This is a genomic window from Massilia agri (genome assembly GCF_024753255.1).
In the GTDB taxonomy this organism is placed as follows: domain Bacteria; phylum Pseudomonadota; class Gammaproteobacteria; order Burkholderiales; family Burkholderiaceae_D; genus Telluria; species Telluria agri.
Genome location: NZ_JANUHA010000012.1, coordinates 134,020 through 153,115 on the forward strand (window position 1 = coordinate 134,020; position 19,096 = coordinate 153,115).

Below are 19,096 nucleotides of genomic sequence, written 5' to 3' on the forward strand. Positions count from 1 at the left end.
AACCATCAGGAGAACCGCCATGCCCCAGAACGTCGCTACCCTCCCCGTCGCTGTCCTCGGCGCCGGTCCCGTCGGACTTGCCGCCGCCGCCCACTTGCGAGAACGCGGCATGACGCCTCTCGTGCTGGAAGCCGGCGCCCTGGTCGGCGCCAGCCTGGACAGCTTCCGCCACGTGCAGCTGTTCTCCCCGTGGCGCTACAACGTCGACAAGGCTGCGCGCCGCCTGCTCGAGGAGGCCGGCTGGCGCATGCCGGCGCCGGATGCGCTGCCGAGCGCCGGCGAACTGCTCGATCAATACCTCGTCCCGCTGGCGGCCCTGCCGGCCCTGGCGGACACGCTGCGCCTGCGCCATCGCGTCACGGCCGTCACGCGCGCCGGCAGCGACAAGGTGACGACACGCGCGCGCGCCGAGACACCCTTCCTCATCCGGGCCGAGACACTGGACGGCCCGCGCGATTTTCTCGCCTCCGCCGTGATCGACGCCACCGGCACGTGGTCGCAGCCAAATCCCCTCGGCGCGAATGGCATCCCGGCGATCGGCGAGACGGCCCTGGCGGCGCGCATCGCCTACGGCATGCCGGACGTGCTGGGCAGCCAGCGTCCGCGCTATGCGGACAAGCGCGTGCTGGTCGTCGGCGCCGGCCACTCCGCCGCCGGCACCCTGCTGGCGCTGGCGCAGCTCGCCGAGGAACATCCCGCCACCCGGCTGGCATGGGTCACGCGCAGCGACCGCCTGGCGCGGGTATTCGGCGGCGGCGAGGCCGACGGCCTGCCGGCGCGCGGCGCGCTGGGCCGGCGCCTGCAGGCGCTGCGCGATAGCGGACGCCTCGAAATGCGCCAGTCCTTCCCCATCCATGCGCTGGAAGAAACCGGTGGACGCATCACGGTGCGCGATACGGCCGGGCGCCATATCGACGGCATCGACGAAATCGTCTGCGCCACCGGCGCCCGGCCGGACCTGTCGGTGGGGCGCGAGCTGCGCCTGCGCCACGACCACTGGTTGGAGAGCACCGATGCGCTCGCACCCCTCATCGATCCGAACGAGCACAGCTGCGGCACCGTGCGCCCGCACGGACACCGCGAGCTCGCGCACCCCGAGCCGGGCTACTACGCGGTCGGCGCAAAGAGCTACGGCCGCGCGCCCAACTTCCTGCTGGCCACCGGCTACGAGCAGGCGCGTTCGGTGGTCGCGGCGCTGGCCGGCGATCTCGCCGCCGCCGACGAAGTCCGGCTGGTCCTGCCCGAAACCGGCGTCTGCAACACGCGCGGGGCGCTCCAGCAGGCGGCGCGGCCCTGCTGTACAGTGAAGGCTGCGGACGCGACCTGTTGCTGAGCGGTCGCGCCATCATCGGGAGCACACCTTGTCGCCAGCACGCAAGACCATCGGCATCCTCGCCTTCACGCAAATCGCATCGTGGGGAACGCTCTATTACGCCTTTGCCGTCCTGGCGCCATCGATACGGGGAGAGCTCGGCATCAGCGCCGAAACGGCCTTCGCCGCGTTCTCGTGGAGCCTGCTGGTGGCGGGAGTGGCCGCCACGCCGGTCGGCGCGCTGGTTGACCGGCACGGCGGGCGCTACGTCATGGCGGCCGGCTCGCTCGCCAGCGCCCTTGGTCTCGCGCTGCTGTCGCGCGCCGGCGGCGGCGCCTCGTATTTCATCGCCTGGAGCATCATCGGCCTGGCGATGTCGCTCACCCTGTACGAAGCCGCCTTCGCGACCATCAACCGCAAGGTCGACGCCGGCGCGCCGCGCGCGATCTCGACGCTCACGCTGTTCGCCGGTTTCGCCAGCACCATCTTCTGGCCGCTGACGCTCGCGATCGCATCGCGCCTGGGCTGGCGCGATACCTACCTGGCCTACGCGGCGCTGCAACTGGCCGCCTGCCTGCCCCTGCACCTCTGGCTGGGGCGCGACGCCCCGCGCGCCCCGGCCTGCGCGGACGCGCCGCGCGACAGCCACACGCTGGCCGAGGCGATCCGCCACCCTGCCTTCTGGAAGCTGGCGCTGGCCTTCTCGGCGAACATCTTCATCTTCTCGGCCCTGGCGGTGCACCTGATTCCGCTGCTGCAATCGCTGGGCCACAGCGCCGCCACCGCCGTGCTGCTCGCCGCCCTGGTCGGCCCGATGCAGGTGGCGGGCCGCATCGGCGAGCGCACGCTGGCGCGTGGCCAGGCGCCGCAGGCGGTCGGGCGGTTCGTCTTCTCGACCCTGCCCTTCGGGCTGCTCGCACTGGCGCTGTTCGGCACACGGGCCTGGGCGGTTGCCCTGTTCTGCATGCTGTACGGGATGAGCAACGGCGTACTGACGATCATCCGCGGCACCCTGCCGCGCCTGCTGTTCGGGGCCCGGCACTACGGCGCGATCACGGGCGCCATGGCGGCGCCTTCGCTGTTGTCGAAGGCCGCGGGGCCGCTGGTCGCAGCGGCGATCCTGTCGGGTTCTTCCGGGACGGTGGTGCTGCCGCTCGTGCTGTTCGCCTGCGCCCTGGCCTCGCTGCTGCTCTACCTCTCGGCGATCAAGCCGGCGCCCGCGCGCGGCGTGGCCGGAATGGCAGGCACTTGACGGCGTGGCGGCCGCTTTCTATCCTCGTCGCTCACCACCAGAACGAAAGCATCCATGACCAGTTCCTGCTGCGGACCGTCGGCGACGCCTCCAGCCGACATCGACATCGACGACCTTGCCGCCCTGTGCAAGGCGATCGGACACCCCGCCAGGCTGCAACTGCTGCGGCACCTGATCCGCCACGGCGACTGCTATTTCGGCAGCCTCGCCGACGTGCTGCCGCTCGCGGCCTCGACCATATCGAAACACGTTTCGATCCTCAAGGATGCCGGCCTCATCGAGGGCTCGTCGGACGTGCAGCGCGTCTGCTACTGCGTCCGGCCGGACCGGCTTGCCCAGCTCAAGGCGATGGTCGGCGCCTTGTGAAGCCGACCGCGCATCAGTCCTGCAGCCGCAATTCCCAGTAAGCCACGTCGACCCAGCGCCCGAACTTGCGCCCCACTTCGCTGAAGTGGGCCACCTTGCGAAAGCCCAGCTTCTCGTGCAGCGCCACGCTGGCCGCGTTGGGCTGGGCGATCCCGCCGATCACCATGTGCACCCCCTGCCGCCGCAGGGCCTCGAGCAGCGCGCGGTACAGGGCGGTGCCGGCGCCGCGCCCGGCCGCCTCGCGGGCCAGGTAGACCGAGCTTTCGACCGAGGTGCGGTAAGCCGGGCGGGCACGCCACCTGGTGGCATAGGCATAGCCGAGCAGGCATCCTTCGCGCTCGGCCACCAGCCAGGGCAGGCCGAGCGCCTGGACGTCCGCGATGCGCCGGGCCATGTCGCCGCAGTCAACGGGTTCCTCTTCGAAGCTGATGGTGGTGGTGGCGACGTAGGGATTGTAGATGGCGCAGATGGCGGCTGCGTCATCGGGCGTGGCGGGGCGGATCGAGACGGCGGGCATCATGGGGAGACGGCGGCGGGCGGGTCGAGCGTGACCATGCAACCGGCCCTGAGGGTGTTGTGCACCTCTGCCACCGCATCCGTTTCGGCCAGCAGCCTGGCGATCTGCGCCGGCGTGGCGCCGGAACGGACCGAGGCGCGATAACGGACATTGGTCGCGCACAGTCCCACGCCGGGGAAGTCCGCGCTGGCTTCGACCTGCACGCCATCGAGTGCAATGCCGAGCCGGCGCGCTTCGCGGTACAGGTCATTGCAATAGCAGGTCGCCAGCGCCAGCATCAGGAACTCGCCGCCGTTCACGCCTGATCCCGGCATCTCCGTTTTCGGGGGAATATCCAGCAGCTGGCGCGATCCATCGGACTCCACGGCGACCAGGTGCGCGGCGGAAGAATTGTCGATCGAAGCACTGATACGCATTGCGTTCTCCATTGCCCTGCAGGGGCAAGGGAGATGGTACCGGAACTGGCGCGGCAGGTGTTCGGTTCCGCTCGACTCAGCGCACGATCGTGTCCAGCCGCTCCACCTTGATCTTGCGCTGCAGCTGCAGGATCCCGTAGACCAGCGCTTCCGCAGTCGGCGGACAGCCCGGGATATAGACGTCGACCGGCACGATGCGGTCGCAGCCGCGCACCACGGAATAGGAGTAGTGGTAGTAGCCGCCGCCGTTGGCGCAGGAGCCCATCGAGATGACGTAGCGCGGCTCGGGCATCTGGTCGTAGACCTTGCGCAGCGCGGTGGCCATCTTGTTGGTCAGCGTTCCCGCGATGATCATCAGGTCGGCCTGGCGCGGACTGGCGCGCGGGACCATCCCGAAGCGGTCCATGTCGTAGCGCGCGGAGGCCGCGTGCATCATCTCCACGGCGCAGCAGGCCAGGCCGAAGGACAGGTACCAGATACTGTTGCCGCGCGCATGCGACAGCAGCTGGTCGACACTCGTGAGCAGGTAATGCTGGCCTTCCAGCACGGATTCATCCATCGTGGGCTCCTTCTGAAAACAGAGCGACGATACGGGCTCGCGCCCGCCCTGTCTTGTACCGACACGACATCGGCGCTAGCGGAGGAAGGAATCGAGCTCGTCGCGCCCGAAGGCCCAGAAGCGGTAGCCGGAGGCCGCGTCCTCGCGGCTGGCCAGGAAGTGCGAGGGCGTGTCGCCGACGAACTGCCGGAAGTCGCGGCTGAAATGGGCCTGGTCGACGTAGCCCGCCTCCAGCGCGGCCGCCGCCAGGCCGGGCCTGTCCGGCCCCTGCATCAGGAGCGACAGGGCGCGGGCGAACCGGGCCAGCCGGCGGAAGTCGCGCAGCGCGACGCCGTGGTGCGCCAGGAAGCGGCGCTCGAACTGGCGCACGCCGAGACCGAGGCCATCGGCCAGCTCGCCGACCGGCATGAACAGGCGCTCGAAGGACAGCTGCGGCAGCGGCGCCGCTTGCCGCGCGCCGGCGTCCGCGCGGCGCAAGAGGAATTCCTCGAGGATGCGGACGCGCTCGCGGAAAACCTTCGCCGCCTGCAGTTCCTCCTGCAGGCGCGCCGCCTCGGAGCTGCCGACCAGGGCGTCGAGCGGCACGGAAGCGCCGCCGAGGCAGTCAGCGGGAATCCCGAAGCAATGCAGCACGCCGGAGGGGCGGAAGACGGCGGACATGAAGCTGCTGCCCGGCTCCACCCCGAAGTGGCGTGGCGCCATCGTCGGCCCCGACAGGAAGGCCTGCGGCAGGCGGCCGTCCGGTGCGCCGAGCAGGCTGGCGCCACCCGCCAGGTAGAGCACCAGCTGCGCATCGGGGCTGGCGGGAAGGTGGGGCGTCGCGACCTCGAACCCGCCGCCGATGAGGTTCTTGACATAGGAAGCCAGCGCGCGCCGCGGCAGCGCGAACTGGCGGGGGCTGGGCTGCTCCGGCATGCGCTAGCGCCGCGCGGTTTCCATGCGCGGCAGCAGCACCGCCAGGATGCCCAGCAGCGGCAGGAAGGAAGCGATCCGGTACACGTATTCGATGCCGGTGCTGTCGGCGATCGCCCCCATCAGGGCGGCGCCGATGCCGCTGATGCCGAACATCAGGCCGAAGAACAGGCCCGCGATCATGCCGACCTTACCGGGCACCAGCTCCTGCGCGAACACGACGATGGCGGAAAAGGCGGAGGACATCACCAGGCCGATGACCACCGACAGCACGGCGGTCCAGAACAGGTCCACATAGGGCAGCGCCAGCGTGAACGGCGCCGCGCCGAGGATCGAGAACCAGATCACGCGCTTGCGCCCGATGCGGTCGCCGATCGGCCCACCGGCGAACGTCCCCGCCGCCACCGCCGCCAGGAAGAGGAAGAGGTAGCCCTGGGCCGCCTCCACCGACACGTCGAATTTTTCGATCAGGTAGAAGGTGTAGTAGCTCGACAGGCTGGCCATGTAGATGTACTTCGAGAACACCAGCAGGGCCAGCACGGTGAGCGCCCACAACACGCGTCCGCGCGACAGGCCCGGCCCGGCGTGCACGGCGATCTTGCCGGTGGCCTTTTTCAGGTGGCCGGCATACCAGCGGCTCACGCCAATCAACACCGCCACCGCCAGCAGCACCAGCACCATCAGCCAGGCGATCCTCCCCTGCCCGCTGCCGACGATGATGGCGGCGGCCAGCAGCGGCCCGAAGGCCGAACCGAGGTTGCCGCCCACCTGGAACAGCGACTGCGCGAAGCCGAAGCGCCCTCCCGAGGCCAGGCGCGCCACGCGCGAAGCTTCCGGATGGAAGGTCGAGGAACCGACGCCGATCATGCCGGCCGCCAGCAGCAGCATGGCGAAGCTGCCCGCGGTCGACAGCAGCGCGACCCCCAGCAGGGTGATGCACATCCCGGCCGGCAGCAGGAAAGGAATCGGGCGTTTGTCGGTGTACAGGCCGATCCAGGGCTGCAGCAGCGAAGCGGTGCACTGGAAGGTCAGCGTGATCAGGCCGATCTGGGTGAAGCTGAGCGCGAACTCGTCTTTCAGCAGCGGGTAGATCGCGGGCAGGACGGCCTGCACGCAGTCGTTGAGCAGGTGCACAAAAGCGACGGAGAAGAGGATCTGCATCACCGTGGCCGGCTGGGAAGCGGCGGCGGCGGGACTGGAGGGCAAAGAGGACATAAGACGGCCTGGGTGGAAAGCCGTCCCAGTGTACTATGCGGCGCCGGCGCTTGCAGGCGCTCGGTCCGCAGGGGAAGCCAGCGTCTTGACGAGGGCATAGCGCGCGCCGCCTGGCGGGAATCCCTCCAGCCTGGAACTCACGGTATAGCCCAGCTTCTCGTAGAAGGCCAGCGCCTGGAAGCTCAGGGTCTCCAGGAAAGCCTGGCCGCAGCCCCGGCGCAGCGCCTCCTCCTCCGCGGCGTGCAGGATGTCGCGGCCGATGCCCCGGCCGCGCAAGGCCTCGCCGACCCACAGCGCGTGCACCTGCAGCCAGCCGACATAGGTGTCGCCCACCAGGCCGCCCGCGACCCGTCCCGCCTCGTCGCGCACCGTGACCACCAGCTCGCGGGGCGTTGCGCCGCCTGTGTGGGCGGCGTTGAAGTCGATCAGGCCCTGGACGATCACGTTGGCGTCGCGGTAGTCGGCATGGGCTTCGACGGCCAGGACGTGGATGCCTTCACGAGACGTGGCTTCGACGGATTCAGGATCGTTCGCTGTCATATTTCATCCTTTTCAAATACAGGCCTCATCATGGCCGTCAGCCGCCTCACCGCCCGGATGTTTGCCTGCGCGCCCACCCGCCGATCAGCGCCAGCGCACGCGGCGACATCGTCTCGTCGATGCCCTCCACTTCGGAAAGCTCGCCGCTGCCTGCGGTCTGGAAGAAGTGGTTCAGGCCCGGCAAGCGCCGGACCTCGGCATGCGGATTAGCCGCCAGCGCTGCCGTCAACGCCGGTATGTTGGTGTCGGCCGATATGATCCGGTCCTTGTCGCCCACCAGGGCCAGCACCGGACAGCGCACCTGGCGCAGCACCGCTTGCGGGTCGATCGACAGCAGGGTGCGCATCCACGGGCCCGGGTCGCCCTGCGCTTCGGCTACGCCGCGGGCCTTCAGCACCTCGCCCATCGGGATGCCGTTGCCGGCCATGAGCACCAGGAAAGATAGCGCCGGGTCGCGCGCGGCGACGATGCTGCCTGCCAGCGCGCCTTCGCTGTGCCCGACCAGGCCGATGCGCCGGCCATCGATGCCCGGACGGCTGCGGAGGAAGGCCAGTGCCGCGTCGGTGTCGGACGCGAAGTCGTAGGTGGTGGCGCTGGCGAAGTCGCCGCCGGACTGGCCCAGTCCCCGCTTGTCGCTGCGCAGCACCGCGAAACCCTGGCGCGTCAGGTGGTCGGCCAGCACCAGGTAGAACCGATGGCCGAACAGGCTGCCGTCGCGGTCCACTTCGCCCGAGCCGGGCACCAGGATGATGGCGGGATGCGGTCCGGGGCCGGGCGGCAGGCTCAGGGTGCCGGACAGGCGGATCCCGCTGCCGGCATTGTCGAATTCGACCTGCTCGACGGCATACGGCAGAGGCATGGAGGGTGTTTGCGGCCGTGCCTGCGTCGCGGCGCTCCTGAACAAGACCAGGCCGGCACCCAGCACGATCAGGAGCAGGCAAACCAGGCGCCACAAGCAAGGCCGTTGCAGTCGTCGCATAGGGCGTGAAAGTAGAGCGAAACGGCTAGTCTAGCATCACGGACGCCGTCGACATCCTCCCGATGTCGCGGCATCGGCCTCAAGGCCGCGGACCGGCAGCGGCTGCGCTCAAGCGGATTGCAGCGCATAGCGCGCCGGCGGCACGCCCACATGGCGGGTGAACGCGACGCTGAAGGCGCTGGCCGAGCCGTAGCCGACCTGCTGCGCCACCTCGGCCACGCCGCCCGCCCCCTTGCGCAGCAGGCCGCGCGCCAGGGCCATGCGCCAGTTGCACAGATAGGCCATCGGCGCCATCCCGAGCGCGCGGCTGAAGCGCTCGAAGAAGGCGGAACGCGACAGCGCCGCCTCCCGCGCCAGCGTCGCCATGGTCCAGGCCCTGGCCGGCTCCGCGTGCAGGCGCCGCAGGGCCGGCGCCAGCCGCTCGTCGGCCAGCCCGCGAAGCAGGCCGGGCGACGTCGCCGCGCTGGCGCCGGAGCGCAGCGCTTCGATGAGAAGCACCTCCAGCAGCCTGGTCAGCAGGATGTCGCGCGCCGGCCGGGACGCGCGGCACTCGTCGCCGACCAGCCGCACGATGGCGCCCAGGCGCGGGTCGCCGCGTACGTGGACCAGTTCCGGCAGGAGCGAGACCAGCAGCGCCGCGTCGGACGATCCGAAACTGCAGTAGCCCACCAGCATCCGGACATCGGCCGGCCCGTCCTGCACGCCGTGCCGGATCTCGCCATCGCGCATGGGGGGCGGCGGCGGTGCGGCGCCGGATGGCGCGTCCTTCGCATCCGGAACAAGGCTGGACACGGTGAAGTTGCGCGCCGAGGGAATCAGGATGAAATCGTCCTGCGCGAGGACGATCGCCTCATGTCCATCCACTGCCAGGCGGCAGCAGCCTTCGAGGACCACGCAATAGAAGGGCCGGCCATATTCTTCGCGGCGCACGCGCCAGGGCCCGGCCCCGCTGACGAGTTTGGAAAACGGCGCGCCTGGCTGGAGCAGAAGGACAAGTTCGGCGAAGGGGTCGACCATATTCGGACGCTCGCGAATGAAATGTGTACGTTCGATTATATCCCGTCCGGCACTGCGGCCCTATAGTGTGTCCATCCCCACCACTCACCACCACCCTAAGGAGCCTCTCATGCCCACCGTCCTCATCACCGGCTGCTCGTCCGGATTCGGTCTCGCCACCGCCCGCCTGTTCCTGGAACGCGGCTGGGACGTGGTCGCCACCATGCGCACGCCGCGCCCCGATGTGCTGCCGGCCTCGCCGAAGCTGCGCATCGTCGCGCTCGACGTCCTCGATCCGGAGAGCGTCCGGCGCGCGGTCGAGGAAAGCGGCCCGGTCGACGTGCTGGTCAACAATGCCGGCATCGGCCTGATGGGCGTGTTCGAGTCCACGCCGATGACGACCCTGCGCGAGGTGTTCGACACCAACCTGCTGGGCGTCATGGCCGTCACGCAGGCCGTGCTGCCACAGTTCAGGCAGCGCGGCGCCGGCGTGATCGTCAACGTTTCGTCCGCCACGACCTACAAGGCGCTGCCGCTGCTGGCTGCCTACACGGCGAGCAAGGCGGCGATGAATGCCTGGACCGCATCGCTGGCGCTCGAGCTGCAAGCCATCGGCGTGCGCGCGCACCTGGTGCTGCCGGGCCGCTCGCCGGAAACGCCGTTCGGCCACAGTGCGCAGGGGCGCATGCAGGACGCGGCGCCGGAAGCCTATGCCGCTTTCCTGGATAACGTGTTCGCCGGCCGGAGAAACGATGGGCCGGTGACCCATGCGCTCGATGTCGCCGGAGCGGTGTGGCGCGCCGCGCTTGACCCCGGCGCGCCGCTCTACCTGCCGGCCGGCGCCGATGCGGAGGCGATGGCGGCGGCTTGAGCATTCGAGGACTGGCGGCGCGTCAAGCGCCAATCAGCGCGGCCAGGCCGCGCAGCGGGACGTCACGCTTTTCGCCCAGGTCGTATACTCCGTCACCAGGGCTTCGTGCATGCTCGCGCGACGGCCACCGATGGCGTCTTCCCAGTCATTCACATGCAGCAAGAGATTCTTTCAGGCCTCATTTTTGTCGTCATAACACACACGGATTGTCATGACGATTGAGTTGATCGTGGCGGTGGCGAAGAGCTTCCTGTTCGTGCTTGCCACCATGCTGCCCATTCTCAACCCGGCAGCGACCGCACCGATCTTCCTCAGCATGACCGAGGGAGCATCGCCCGCCACCCGCACGCTGCTGGCGCGCCGCATTGCGCGCAATATGTTCTGGCTGATGGCGGGCTCGATGCTGGTCGGCTCCTACGTGCTCGACTTCTTCGGCATTTCGCTGCCCATCGTCCGCATCGGCGGCGGCCTGCTCCTCGCCTCCGTGGCATGGCGCCTGCTCGGTGCGACGCCCTCCACGCCCGACAGCCGGGCCGCCCTGGCAGAAGCGTATACACCGGACCACGCCTACCGCCAGGCCTTCTACCCGCTGACCTTTCCGATCAGCTGCGGCCCCGCCTCGATCTCGGTCGCCATCACCGTGGGCGTCACGCTGCACGATCTCCGTCTCGTGATCTCGCTGGCGCGCATGGGCGGCGCCCTGCTGGCGCTGGCGCTCATCGGCCTGCTGCTCTATCTGGCCTTTCGCTACGGGGAACACTTCCTGCGCCTGATCGGCGATGCCGGAACGGCCGTCTTCCTGCGCCTGACCGCATTCATCCTGCTGTGCCTCGGCGTGCAGATCGTATGGGATGGCGTCAGCGAGTTGCTGCTGGACGTGATGGCCGCTTCCACCGGGCTGACCGCGGTCTAGGGGCGCCCTGTTCCCGCATAAGGAAAAGAACCATGCCCAGATTCCCCTTCACTATCTTCGCGCTCGGACTCTCGGGCTGCATCGCCTGTGGCGACCTTGCCGCCCAACCCATTTCCGGCGTCGAGTTCTACGGCTCGCTGCGCACCCAGGCCGAGGCGGTCCGTCCGGACCGCGACGATCGCCTGGACGCGTATGCGTCCTTCCGCGACGCCTACTCGCGGGTGGGCCTGAGGGTCGACCATCCGCTGGGCAAAGACCTGGCGCTGACGGGGCAACTGGAACTGCCATTCGATTCCGCGAATGTCCGGATGCGCGACCCCTACGACCAGGGCGATGCGGCCCGCCCCCACGGGGAGCGGATCAGGCTCGCGCAGCTCGGACTGCGCGGCCGCTTCGGCGCCGTCAGCTACGGCCAGCAGTGGATGCCCTACTACAATGCCGTCGCGGCGCCGGTGGACATGTTCAGCAGCTATTACAGCGGCTTTGCGACCTATACCGTCTTTCGCGTGGCGCAGACCCTGTCCTATGCGACGCCGGAAGTCGGGGGCCTGTCCCTGGCCGCTGCCTACACCGGCAGCAGCGGCAACGCGCGCTCGACGTCGCGCATCGATGCGCCGCGCCGGCAGCTGGCCGCCACCTACAGCCTCGGCGATACCCGCCTGGCCATCGGCCTGGACGACCGGGGCGACGCCGGTTACGGCCGCAACCGGCTGCTCGGGCTGTCCGCCAGCCATCGGGCCGGCGGCCTCTATCTGGCCATGAAGTACGAGCGCTTCCACACGGGGAACCGCCAGGGCGGCAGCTTTTCCAGCGACGGCAACCAGGCCATCAACCTCTTCGCCAGCTATGCCACGGGCGCAAGCACCTTCAAGCTGATGCTTGCAAAAGTGGAGCACTATGGCGACAACATCGTCCACCTCGGCATCGACCACCAGCTGTCAAGCGACGTGAAGGTGTTCGCCGAGTACTACCGGGAGGCGAGCACCGCCGTGCTTACCCCGCGCCGGGGAGGCCTGGACGACTTCGATGCCGGCATCAGCGGCGGCCAGGCCCTTGCCGTGGGACTTCGCTACGATTTCTGACGCGGTCTCAGTCGAACTTCGAGAAGTCCGGCTTGCGCTTCTCGAAGAAGGCGGTGAACGCTTCCTTCGCTTCCGGCGCCAGCAGCATGGCCGCGAAGCGCTCGTTCTCGGCGGCGATCGCGCCTTCGATGGCCTCGATGCGCGGACGCTTCATCAAGGCTTTCGTGGTGCGGATCGAGGCGGCCGGCAGCGCGACCAGCTTGGCGGCCTGCTGTTCGGCGTAGGCGCGCAGCTCGGCGGCCGGCAGGACTTTCGTGAGCAGGCCCATCTCGAAGGCTTCCTGGGCGCCGAAGGCTTCGCCCAGCAGCAGCTTCTCGGCCGCGCGCGGATAGCCGGCCAGCTGCGGCAGCAGCAGCGAGGACGCGAATTCCGGGCACAGGCCCAGCTGCGTGAAGGGCACCGAGAACTTGGCGTTGTCGGCGGCATAGACCAGGTCGCAGTGCATCAGCATGGTGGTGCCGATGCCGATGGCGGCGCCGGCCACGGCCGCGATCACGGGCTTGGTCGAACCGTGCAGGGCGCGCATGAACTGGAATACCGGGCGGGCTTCGGCGGGAACGCCCGGCACCGGGGCCGAGTTCTTCATGAAGTCGTCGAGGTCGTTCCCGGCGGTGAAGATCTCGGGTTTGCCGGCGATGAGGATGGCGCGCACTGCCGTGTCGCTTTCCGCATCGCGCAGTGCGTCGGCCATCGACTGGTACATCGCGGCGGTGATGGCGTTCTTGCGCTCGAGGCGGTTGAATTCGATGGTCAGGAGGCCGTTGGCCTTGTTGATCAGCATGTCCATGTTTCAGGGTCTCCGATTTTTCTGAAGCTGGTTGGACGCGTGGGCGGGGGACCGCCCACCCTACAAGGGCAAGCCTGTCCTCCCGCCCACGCGGTGACTACTTTCTGATGCTTAGACGCGCTCGATGATACCGGCGGCACCCATGCCGGCGCCGACGCACATCGTCACCATGCCGTACTTCAGGTTGTTGCGGCGCAGTGCGTGCACGACGGTCGCGGCGCGGATGGCGCCGGTCGCGCCCAGCGGGTGGCCCAGGGCGATCGCGCCGCCCATCGGGTTGACCTTGCTGGTGTCGAGGCCCAGGTCGCGGATCACGGCCAGCGCCTGCGCGGCGAAGGCTTCGTTCAGCTCGATCCAGTCCAGCTGGTCCTGGGTGATGCCGGCCGCTGCCAGTGCGGCAGGGATGGCGACCTTCGGGCCGATGCCCATGATTTCCGGCGGCACGCCGCGTACGGCGAAGGAGGAGAACTTGGCCAGCGGGGTCAGGTTGTGCTCCTTCAGGATCTTCTCGCTGACGACGATCAGCGCGCCGGCGCCGTCCGACATCTGCGAGGAGGTCGCCGCGGTCACGCTGCCCTTGGCGGCGAAGACGGGTTTCAGCTTGGCCATCGATTCGATCGAGGCGTCGGCGCGCGGGCCTTCGTCGAGGTCGACGGTGCGGCGCTTCACGGTGATTTCACCGGTGGCCAGGTTCGGCGTGCGGGTGACGATTTCGACCGGGGTGATCTCGTCCTTGAACAGGCCTGCCTGCTGGGCGGCGATGGCGCGGCGGTGCGATTCCAGGCCGAAGGCGTCCTGGTCTTCGCGCGACACCTTCCACTGCTCGGCCACCTTCTCGGCGGTCAGGCCCATGCCGTAGGCCAGGCCCACGTTCTCGTCCTTGAAGGTCTCCATATTGATCGACGGGTGGTGGCCCATCATCGGGACCATCGACATCGATTCGACGCCGCCGGCGATCATCACGTCGGCTTCGCCCACGCGGATGCGGTCGGCCGCCATCGCCAGGGCGGTGATGCCCGAGGCGCAGTAGCGGTTGACGGTGACGCCGCCCACGGTGTTCGGCAGGCCTGCCAGCACCACGGCGTTACGCGCCACGTTGAAGCCCTGCTCCGCTTCCGGGAAGGAGCAGCCGACGATGGCGTCGACGATCAGGGCCGGGTCCAGGTTCGGCACGGCGGCCATGGCGCCGCGGATGGCGTGCACCAAGAGGTCGTCCGGACGGGTCTTGTTGAAGAAGCCGCGCGGCGCCTTGCCGATCGGGGTGCGGGTCGCTGCGACGATGTATGCGTCTTGAAGTTGTTTGCTCATGATTGGTCGTCCTGTTTGGTCGTCGCTTTAGTTACGCACCGGCTTACCGGTCTGCATCATGCCCATGATGCGTTCCTGGGTCTTCGGGTTGCCCAGCAGCTCGATGAAGGCCTTGCGCTCCATGTCGAGCAGCCACTGTTCGGACACCACGCTGCCCTGGTCGACGTCACCGCCGGTCACGATCTCGGCGATCATGTCGCCCAGCTTGTAGTCGTAGGCCGAGATGAAGCCGCCGTCGCGCATATTGACCAGCTGGCCGCGGATCGTCGCCCAGCCGTAGCGGCCGGTGACGGTGATCGGGCGGCGCGCCGGGGCGCGGTAGCCGGCGTCGAACATGGCGCGCGCGGTGGTCTTGGCCACGTGCAGCAGTTCGTACGGGTTGAAGACGATGATGTCGTCTTCCTTCAGGTAGCCCATGGCCTTCGCTTCCAGGGCCGACTTCGACACCTGCGCGGTGGCCGCGTTGGTGAAGCCGGTCTTCAGGAATTGCAGGATGTCGTTGCCCTTGGCGTCAAGGAAGGCACGTACTGCCGCTTCCTTCAGGCCGCCGCCGGCCGGCACCAGGCCGACGCCGACTTCGACCAGGCCGATGTAGGACTCGATCGAGGCCACGCGCTTCGACGCGTGCAGGGCCATCTCGCAGCCGCCGCCCAGCGCCAGGCCCGCGACAGCGGCGACCACCGGGATGTTCGAGTACTTCATCTGCATGAAGACGTTTTGCAGGTCGCGGACCATCGGGTCCATCGCCTTGGCGCCGCCCATCATGAAGGCCGGCATGGCCGACTGCAGGTCGGCGCCGGCCGAGAAGGCGCCGCCTTCGGCCGCGTCGGTGTTCCAGATCACCAGGCCCTTGTAGCCCTTCTCCGCTTCAGCCATGCCGCGCTGCAGGCCCTTCACCACGCCTTCGCCGATGACGTGCATCTTGGTCTTGAGCGAGATGACGAGCACGTCGTCGCCCGAGTGCCACAGGCGCACCGAGTCGTCCTCGAACACGGTGGTGCCGGCAGTCTTCGGATCGAGCGAGGTCGAACCCAGGACCGGGGCGCGGAACTGCTGGCGCTGGTAGACCGGCAGGTCGGACACCGGCACGTAGGCGTTCTTCGAAGCCGAGTACGAACCCTCAAGGGTGTGCACGCCCTTCTCGGCCACCTGGCCTTCGAAGACCCAGGCGGGCAGCGGTGCATTGGTCAGCGCCTTGCCGGCGTCGATGTCTTCCTTCACCCACTGGGCGATCTGGGTCCAGCCTGCGGCCTGCCAGGTCTCGAACGGGCCAACGCTCCAGCCGAAGCCCCAGCGCATCGCGAAGTCGACGTCGCGCGCGTTGTCGGCGATGCTGTCGAGGTGGAAGGCGATGTAGTGGAAGGCATCGCGGAAGATCGCCCACAGGAACTGCGCCTGCGGGTTGGTCGATTCGCGCATGGCCTTGAACTTCTTGACCGGGTCCTTTTCCTTCAGGATGCGGGCGACGATGTCGGCCGCCTTGGCGCCGCCGGCGACGTATTCGCCGGTGGCGAAGTCGAGACGCTGGATCTCCTTGCCGACCTTCTTGTAGAAGCCGGCGCCGGCCTTCTGGCCCAGGGCGCCCTTCTCGATCAGCTTGGCCAGCACCTCAGGGGTCTTGTAGACGCTGAAGAACGGGTCGTCCGCCAGGTTGTCCTGCATGGTCTTGATGACGTGGCCCATGGTGTCCAGGCCCACGACGTCGGCGGTGCGGAAGGTGCCCGACTTGGCGCGGCCCAGCTTGGCGCCGGTCAGGTCGTCGACCACGTCCACCGACAGGCCGAATTTCTCGGCTTCGTGGATGGTGGCCAGCATGCCGAAGATGCCGACGCGGTTGGCGATGAAGTTCGGGGTGTCCTTCGCGCGCACCACGCCCTTGCCCAGGGTCGAGGTCAGGAAGGTTTCCAGCTGGTCGAGGATTTCAGGACGGGTGCTGGTGGTCGGGATCAGTTCGACCAGGTGCATGTAGCGCGGCGGGTTGAAGAAGTGGACGCCGCAGAAGCGCGCCTTCAGTTCTTCGTCGAAGCCTTCGGCCAGCTTGTTGATCGACAGGCCCGACGTGTTGGACGCGAAGATCGCGTTCGGGGCGATGTGCGGCGCGACCTTCTTGTACAGGTCGTGTTTCCAGTCCATGCGCTCGGCGATGGCTTCGATGATCAGGTCGCAGCCGGCCAGCACGTCGAGGTTGTCCTCGTAGTTGGCCACTTCGATCAGGGCCGCGTCTTCCTTGTTGCCCAGCGGGGCCGGCGACAGCTTCTTCAGGTTCTCGATGGCGCGCAGGACGATGCCGTTCTTCGGGCCTTCCTTGGCAGGCAGGTCGAACAGCACGACCGGCACCTTGGCGTTCACGCAGTGCGCAGCGATCTGCGCGCCCATCACGCCGGCGCCCAGCACGGCGACTTTCTTGACGATGAAATTGGACATTCTTGTTTCCTTGGATGAGTCGTCGCCCCCGCATTCCCTGCGAGGGCGACGTGATGGGAGTGTTAGAACAGGTCTGCGTCCATGGCCAGCAGGTTCGCCGAACCCGAACGTGCCTGGCGGATCAGCATCGCGGTTTCCGGGTACAGGCGGGCGAAGTAGAAGCGCGCGGTGTGCAGCTTGGCTTCGTAGAACTTGTCGCCCGAATCCTTCTTGGCCAGCGCGATCTTCGCCATCTGGGCGAAGAAGTAGCTGAACACCAGGTGGCCCACGACGCGCAGGTAAGGCACGGCGGCGGCGCCGACTTCGTCCGGGTTCTGGAAGGCCTTCATGCCGATTTCCATGGTCAGCTTGGTGACCTTCTCGCCCAGTTCGCCCAGCGGGGTCACGAATTCGGACATCGACTCGTCCAGGCCGTTCTCTTCCACGAAGGACTTGATCTTCTCGCCGAAGGCGCGCAGCTTGGCGCCGTTGTCCATCAGGATCTTACGGCCCAGCAGGTCCAGCGACTGCACGGTGTTGGTGCCTTCGTAGATCATGTTGATGCGGGCATCGCGCACGTACTGCTCCATGCCCCACTCGCTGATGTAGCCGTGGCCGCCGTAGACCTGCATCGCTTCCGAGGTCGCGATCCAGCCGTTGTCGGTGATGAAGGCCTTGACGATCGGGGTCAAGAGCGCGACTTCGCCGGCGGCTTCCTTGCGCACTTCCTCGTCCGGGTGGTTCAGTTCACGGTCGATCTGCAGCGCGATGTAGGAGGTCAGCGCGCGTGCGCCTTCGGCGAAGGCCTTGGCCGTCAAGAGCATGCGGCGCACATCCGGGTGCACGATGATCGGGTCGGCCGGCTTGCTAGGGTCCTTCGGGCCCGACAGGCTGCGCATCTGGATGCGGTCCTTCGCATACACCAGCGCGTTCTGGTAGGCGACTTCGGTCAGGCCCAGCGACTGCATGCCGACGCCCAGGCGGGCGGCGTTCATGAACACGAACATCGCCTGCAGGCCCTTGTGCGGCTGGCCGATCAGGGTGCCGATCGCGCCGTCCAGGTTCATCTGGCAGGTGGCGTTGCCGTGGATGCCCATCTTCTCTTCGATGGCGCCGCAGGCGATGCCGTTACGCTCGCCCAGCGAGCCGTCGGCGTTGACCTTGAATTTCGGGACCAAGAACAGCGAGATGCCCTTCGAGCCTTCCGGTGCGTCCGGCAGGCGCGCCAGCACCAGGTGGACGATGTTCTCGGCCATGTCGTGTTCGCCGGCCGAGATGAAGATCTTCGAGCCGCTGATTGCATAGGTGCCGTCGGCCTGCGGTTCGGCCTTCGAGCGCAGCAGGCCCAGGTCGGTGCCGCAGTGCGCTTCGGTCAGGCACATGGTGCCGGTCCACTCGCCCGAGACCAGCTTCGGCAGGTACAGCTTCTTCTGCTCGTCGGTGCCGTGCTCCTTCAGGCACTCGTAGGCGCCGTGCGACAGGCCCGGGTACATGGTCCATGCCTGGTTCGAGGAGTTCAGCATCTCGTAGAACGAGTTGTTCAGCGAAACCGGCAGGCCCTGGCCGCCGTATTCCGGATCGCATGCCAGGGCAGCCCAGCCGCCTTCGACATACTGTTTATACGCTTCCTTGAAACCCTTCGGGGTGGTCACGGTCTTGGTGGACGCATCAAACGTGCAGCCTTCGCGGTCGCCCGAGTGGTTCAGCGGGAACAGCACTTCCTGCGTGAACTTCGCACCTTCTTCCAGCACCTGGTTGATGATGTCGGCGTCGATTTCCTGGTAGGCAGGCAGGTTCTTGAACTCTTCGCTGACGTTGAGGAATTCGTGCAGAACGAACTGCATATCCCGGATTGGCGCGACGTACTGACCCATGGTTTTCTCCTGAACGAAGGTAAAAGTGTGTTGTGTGACTGGCGGTGCTTTATTGCGCCGGCGTGGATGGATTACGATAGTTTTCGATCAGCCGCTCGAAGCCGCGGCGCGCCCGGTCGACCGAACCGGGCATGCGCAGGAAACGCGCGTCATGGTGCAGGGCCAGGATCAGCCCGTACATCTCGTACACCAGCTGGTCGGCGTCGGTGTCGGCACGCAGGTGGCCGACCTCGATCGCCTGGCGCGCGCTGCGCTGCAGGGCGCCCTGCCAGGCCTGCACCATCTTGACCAGCTCCTCGCGGATCGGACCCGGACGGTCGTCGTACTCGACGGCGCCGCTGATGTAGATGCAGCCCGACGCGATCTCGACCGACACCCGCCCCAGCCAGCGGTCGAACATCGACTGCAGGCGCGGCAGGCCGCGCGGCTCGCGCACGCTCGGGAAGAACACTTCCTGCTCGAAGCGGTGGTGGTAGAGCTTGACCACTTCCAGCTGCAGGTCTTCGCGCGAACCGAAGTGCGCGAACACGCCCGACTTGGACATGTTCATCCGGTCGGCCAGCAAGCCGATGGTCAGGCCCTCGAGGCCATCGCGGCTGGACAGCTCGAGCGCCACGTCCAGGATCGCTGCCCGCGTGAGTTCGCCCTTGCGCATGAATTTGGCTGACGTAGTAATGACTGCCCCTGAATCGAAAAAATCCGAACGCTCGTACTATTATCTACCAGAGTTGAAATGTCAAACGGGAACTTAGAGGCGAGATTCTATTGATGCAAAACAACGGCAGGAGGAGAAA

At 67.7% G+C, this 19,096-nt stretch carries 19 protein-coding genes; 6 read left to right on the forward strand and 13 right to left on the reverse strand.

Annotation, left to right across the window (positions count from 1 at the left end):
- The first annotated feature begins 19 nt into the window (after window positions 1-19).
- From NX780_RS17105 to NX780_RS17115, 3 genes are read left to right on the forward strand one after another with little or no spacing between them, the layout of a single operon-like run.
- Window positions 20-1,333, forward strand: coding sequence for an NAD(P)-binding protein (locus NX780_RS17105; RefSeq protein WP_258829087.1), 1,314 nt, complete (start codon window positions 20-22; stop codon window positions 1,331-1,333).
- Between the two features lie 28 nt (window positions 1,334-1,361).
- Window positions 1,362-2,564, forward strand: coding sequence for an MFS transporter (locus tag NX780_RS17110; RefSeq protein ID WP_258829088.1), 1,203 nt, complete (start codon window positions 1,362-1,364; stop codon window positions 2,562-2,564).
- Window positions 2,565-2,618: 54 nt separating this feature from the next.
- On the forward strand, window positions 2,619-2,930 hold the full coding sequence (locus NX780_RS17115; RefSeq protein WP_258829089.1) for an ArsR/SmtB family transcription factor: 312 nt from the start codon (window positions 2,619-2,621) through the stop codon (window positions 2,928-2,930).
- 13 nt (window positions 2,931-2,943) lie between these two features.
- Here NX780_RS17115 and NX780_RS17120 read toward each other — a convergent pair whose 3' ends face one another.
- The 8 genes from NX780_RS17120 to NX780_RS17155 form a co-directional block, all read right to left on the reverse strand.
- Window positions 2,944-3,447, reverse strand: a complete 504-nt coding sequence (locus NX780_RS17120; RefSeq protein WP_370663622.1) for an arsinothricin resistance N-acetyltransferase ArsN1 family B — start codon at window positions 3,445-3,447, stop codon at window positions 2,944-2,946.
- Complete coding sequence (locus tag NX780_RS17125) at window positions 3,447-3,863, reverse strand: OsmC family protein (RefSeq protein WP_258829091.1); 417 nt, start codon at window positions 3,861-3,863, stop codon at window positions 3,447-3,449. The genes NX780_RS17120 and NX780_RS17125 overlap by 1 nt, the downstream gene beginning before the upstream one ends.
- Before the next feature lie 76 nt (window positions 3,864-3,939).
- Complete coding sequence (locus NX780_RS17130; RefSeq protein ID WP_258829092.1) at window positions 3,940-4,422, reverse strand: NuoB/complex I 20 kDa subunit family protein; 483 nt, start codon at window positions 4,420-4,422, stop codon at window positions 3,940-3,942.
- Between the two features lie 75 nt (window positions 4,423-4,497).
- Window positions 4,498-5,337 carry an AraC family transcriptional regulator gene (locus NX780_RS17135; protein WP_258829093.1) on the reverse strand — a complete coding sequence of 280 codons (840 nt, stop codon included), beginning with the start codon at window positions 5,335-5,337 and terminating at the stop codon, window positions 4,498-4,500.
- Between the two features lie 3 nt (window positions 5,338-5,340).
- Window positions 5,341-6,549: an MFS transporter gene (locus NX780_RS17140; RefSeq protein WP_258829094.1), complete on the reverse strand. Its 1,209-nt coding sequence runs from the start codon at window positions 6,547-6,549 to the stop codon at window positions 5,341-5,343.
- A gap of 33 nt (window positions 6,550-6,582) precedes the next feature.
- Window positions 6,583-7,089 carry a GNAT family N-acetyltransferase gene (locus NX780_RS17145; protein WP_258829095.1) on the reverse strand — a complete coding sequence of 169 codons (507 nt, stop codon included), beginning with the start codon at window positions 7,087-7,089 and terminating at the stop codon, window positions 6,583-6,585.
- Between the two features lie 46 nt (window positions 7,090-7,135).
- Complete coding sequence (locus NX780_RS17150; RefSeq protein WP_258829096.1) at window positions 7,136-7,948, reverse strand: alpha/beta hydrolase family protein; 813 nt, start codon at window positions 7,946-7,948, stop codon at window positions 7,136-7,138.
- A 228-nt stretch (window positions 7,949-8,176) separates the two neighbouring features.
- A complete protein-coding gene (locus tag NX780_RS17155; protein WP_258829097.1) occupies window positions 8,177-9,085 on the reverse strand; it encodes an AraC family transcriptional regulator in 909 nt (302 codons plus the stop codon).
- Between the two features lie 109 nt (window positions 9,086-9,194).
- Between NX780_RS17155 and NX780_RS17160 the strand changes: the two genes are divergently transcribed.
- From NX780_RS17160 to NX780_RS17170, 3 genes are all read left to right on the forward strand, one after another.
- Complete coding sequence (locus NX780_RS17160; protein WP_258829098.1) at window positions 9,195-9,935, forward strand: SDR family oxidoreductase; 741 nt, start codon at window positions 9,195-9,197, stop codon at window positions 9,933-9,935.
- A 211-nt stretch (window positions 9,936-10,146) separates the two neighbouring features.
- Window positions 10,147-10,848 carry a MarC family protein gene (locus tag NX780_RS17165; RefSeq protein ID WP_258829099.1) on the forward strand — a complete coding sequence of 234 codons (702 nt, stop codon included), beginning with the start codon at window positions 10,147-10,149 and terminating at the stop codon, window positions 10,846-10,848.
- 32 nt (window positions 10,849-10,880) lie between these two features.
- Window positions 10,881-11,930 carry a porin gene (locus tag NX780_RS17170; protein ID WP_258829100.1) on the forward strand — a complete coding sequence of 350 codons (1,050 nt, stop codon included), beginning with the start codon at window positions 10,881-10,883 and terminating at the stop codon, window positions 11,928-11,930.
- Window positions 11,931-11,937: 7 nt separating this feature from the next.
- On the opposite strand, the gene NX780_RS17175 is transcribed toward NX780_RS17170, so the two are convergent.
- The 5 genes from NX780_RS17175 to NX780_RS17195 all read right to left on the reverse strand — a co-directional run bounded on the left by NX780_RS17175 (window position 11,938) and on the right by NX780_RS17195 (window position 18,957).
- Complete coding sequence (locus tag NX780_RS17175; RefSeq protein WP_258829101.1) at window positions 11,938-12,717, reverse strand: enoyl-CoA hydratase; 780 nt, start codon at window positions 12,715-12,717, stop codon at window positions 11,938-11,940.
- A gap of 111 nt (window positions 12,718-12,828) precedes the next feature.
- On the reverse strand, window positions 12,829-14,025 hold the full coding sequence (locus tag NX780_RS17180; RefSeq protein ID WP_258829102.1) for an acetyl-CoA C-acyltransferase: 1,197 nt from the start codon (window positions 14,023-14,025) through the stop codon (window positions 12,829-12,831).
- Between the two features lie 27 nt (window positions 14,026-14,052).
- The gene (locus tag NX780_RS17185) at window positions 14,053-16,449 is read right to left on the reverse strand and encodes a 3-hydroxyacyl-CoA dehydrogenase/enoyl-CoA hydratase family protein (RefSeq protein ID WP_258829103.1); all 2,397 of its coding nucleotides are present in this window, start codon (window positions 16,447-16,449) and stop codon (window positions 14,053-14,055) included.
- A 62-nt stretch (window positions 16,450-16,511) separates the two neighbouring features.
- Complete coding sequence (locus tag NX780_RS17190; protein WP_258829104.1) at window positions 16,512-18,302, reverse strand: acyl-CoA dehydrogenase C-terminal domain-containing protein; 1,791 nt, start codon at window positions 18,300-18,302, stop codon at window positions 16,512-16,514.
- Between the two features lie 49 nt (window positions 18,303-18,351).
- Window positions 18,352-18,957: a TetR/AcrR family transcriptional regulator gene (locus tag NX780_RS17195; RefSeq protein WP_258829105.1), complete on the reverse strand. Its 606-nt coding sequence runs from the start codon at window positions 18,955-18,957 to the stop codon at window positions 18,352-18,354.
- Window positions 18,958-19,096: the final 139 nt, after the last annotated feature.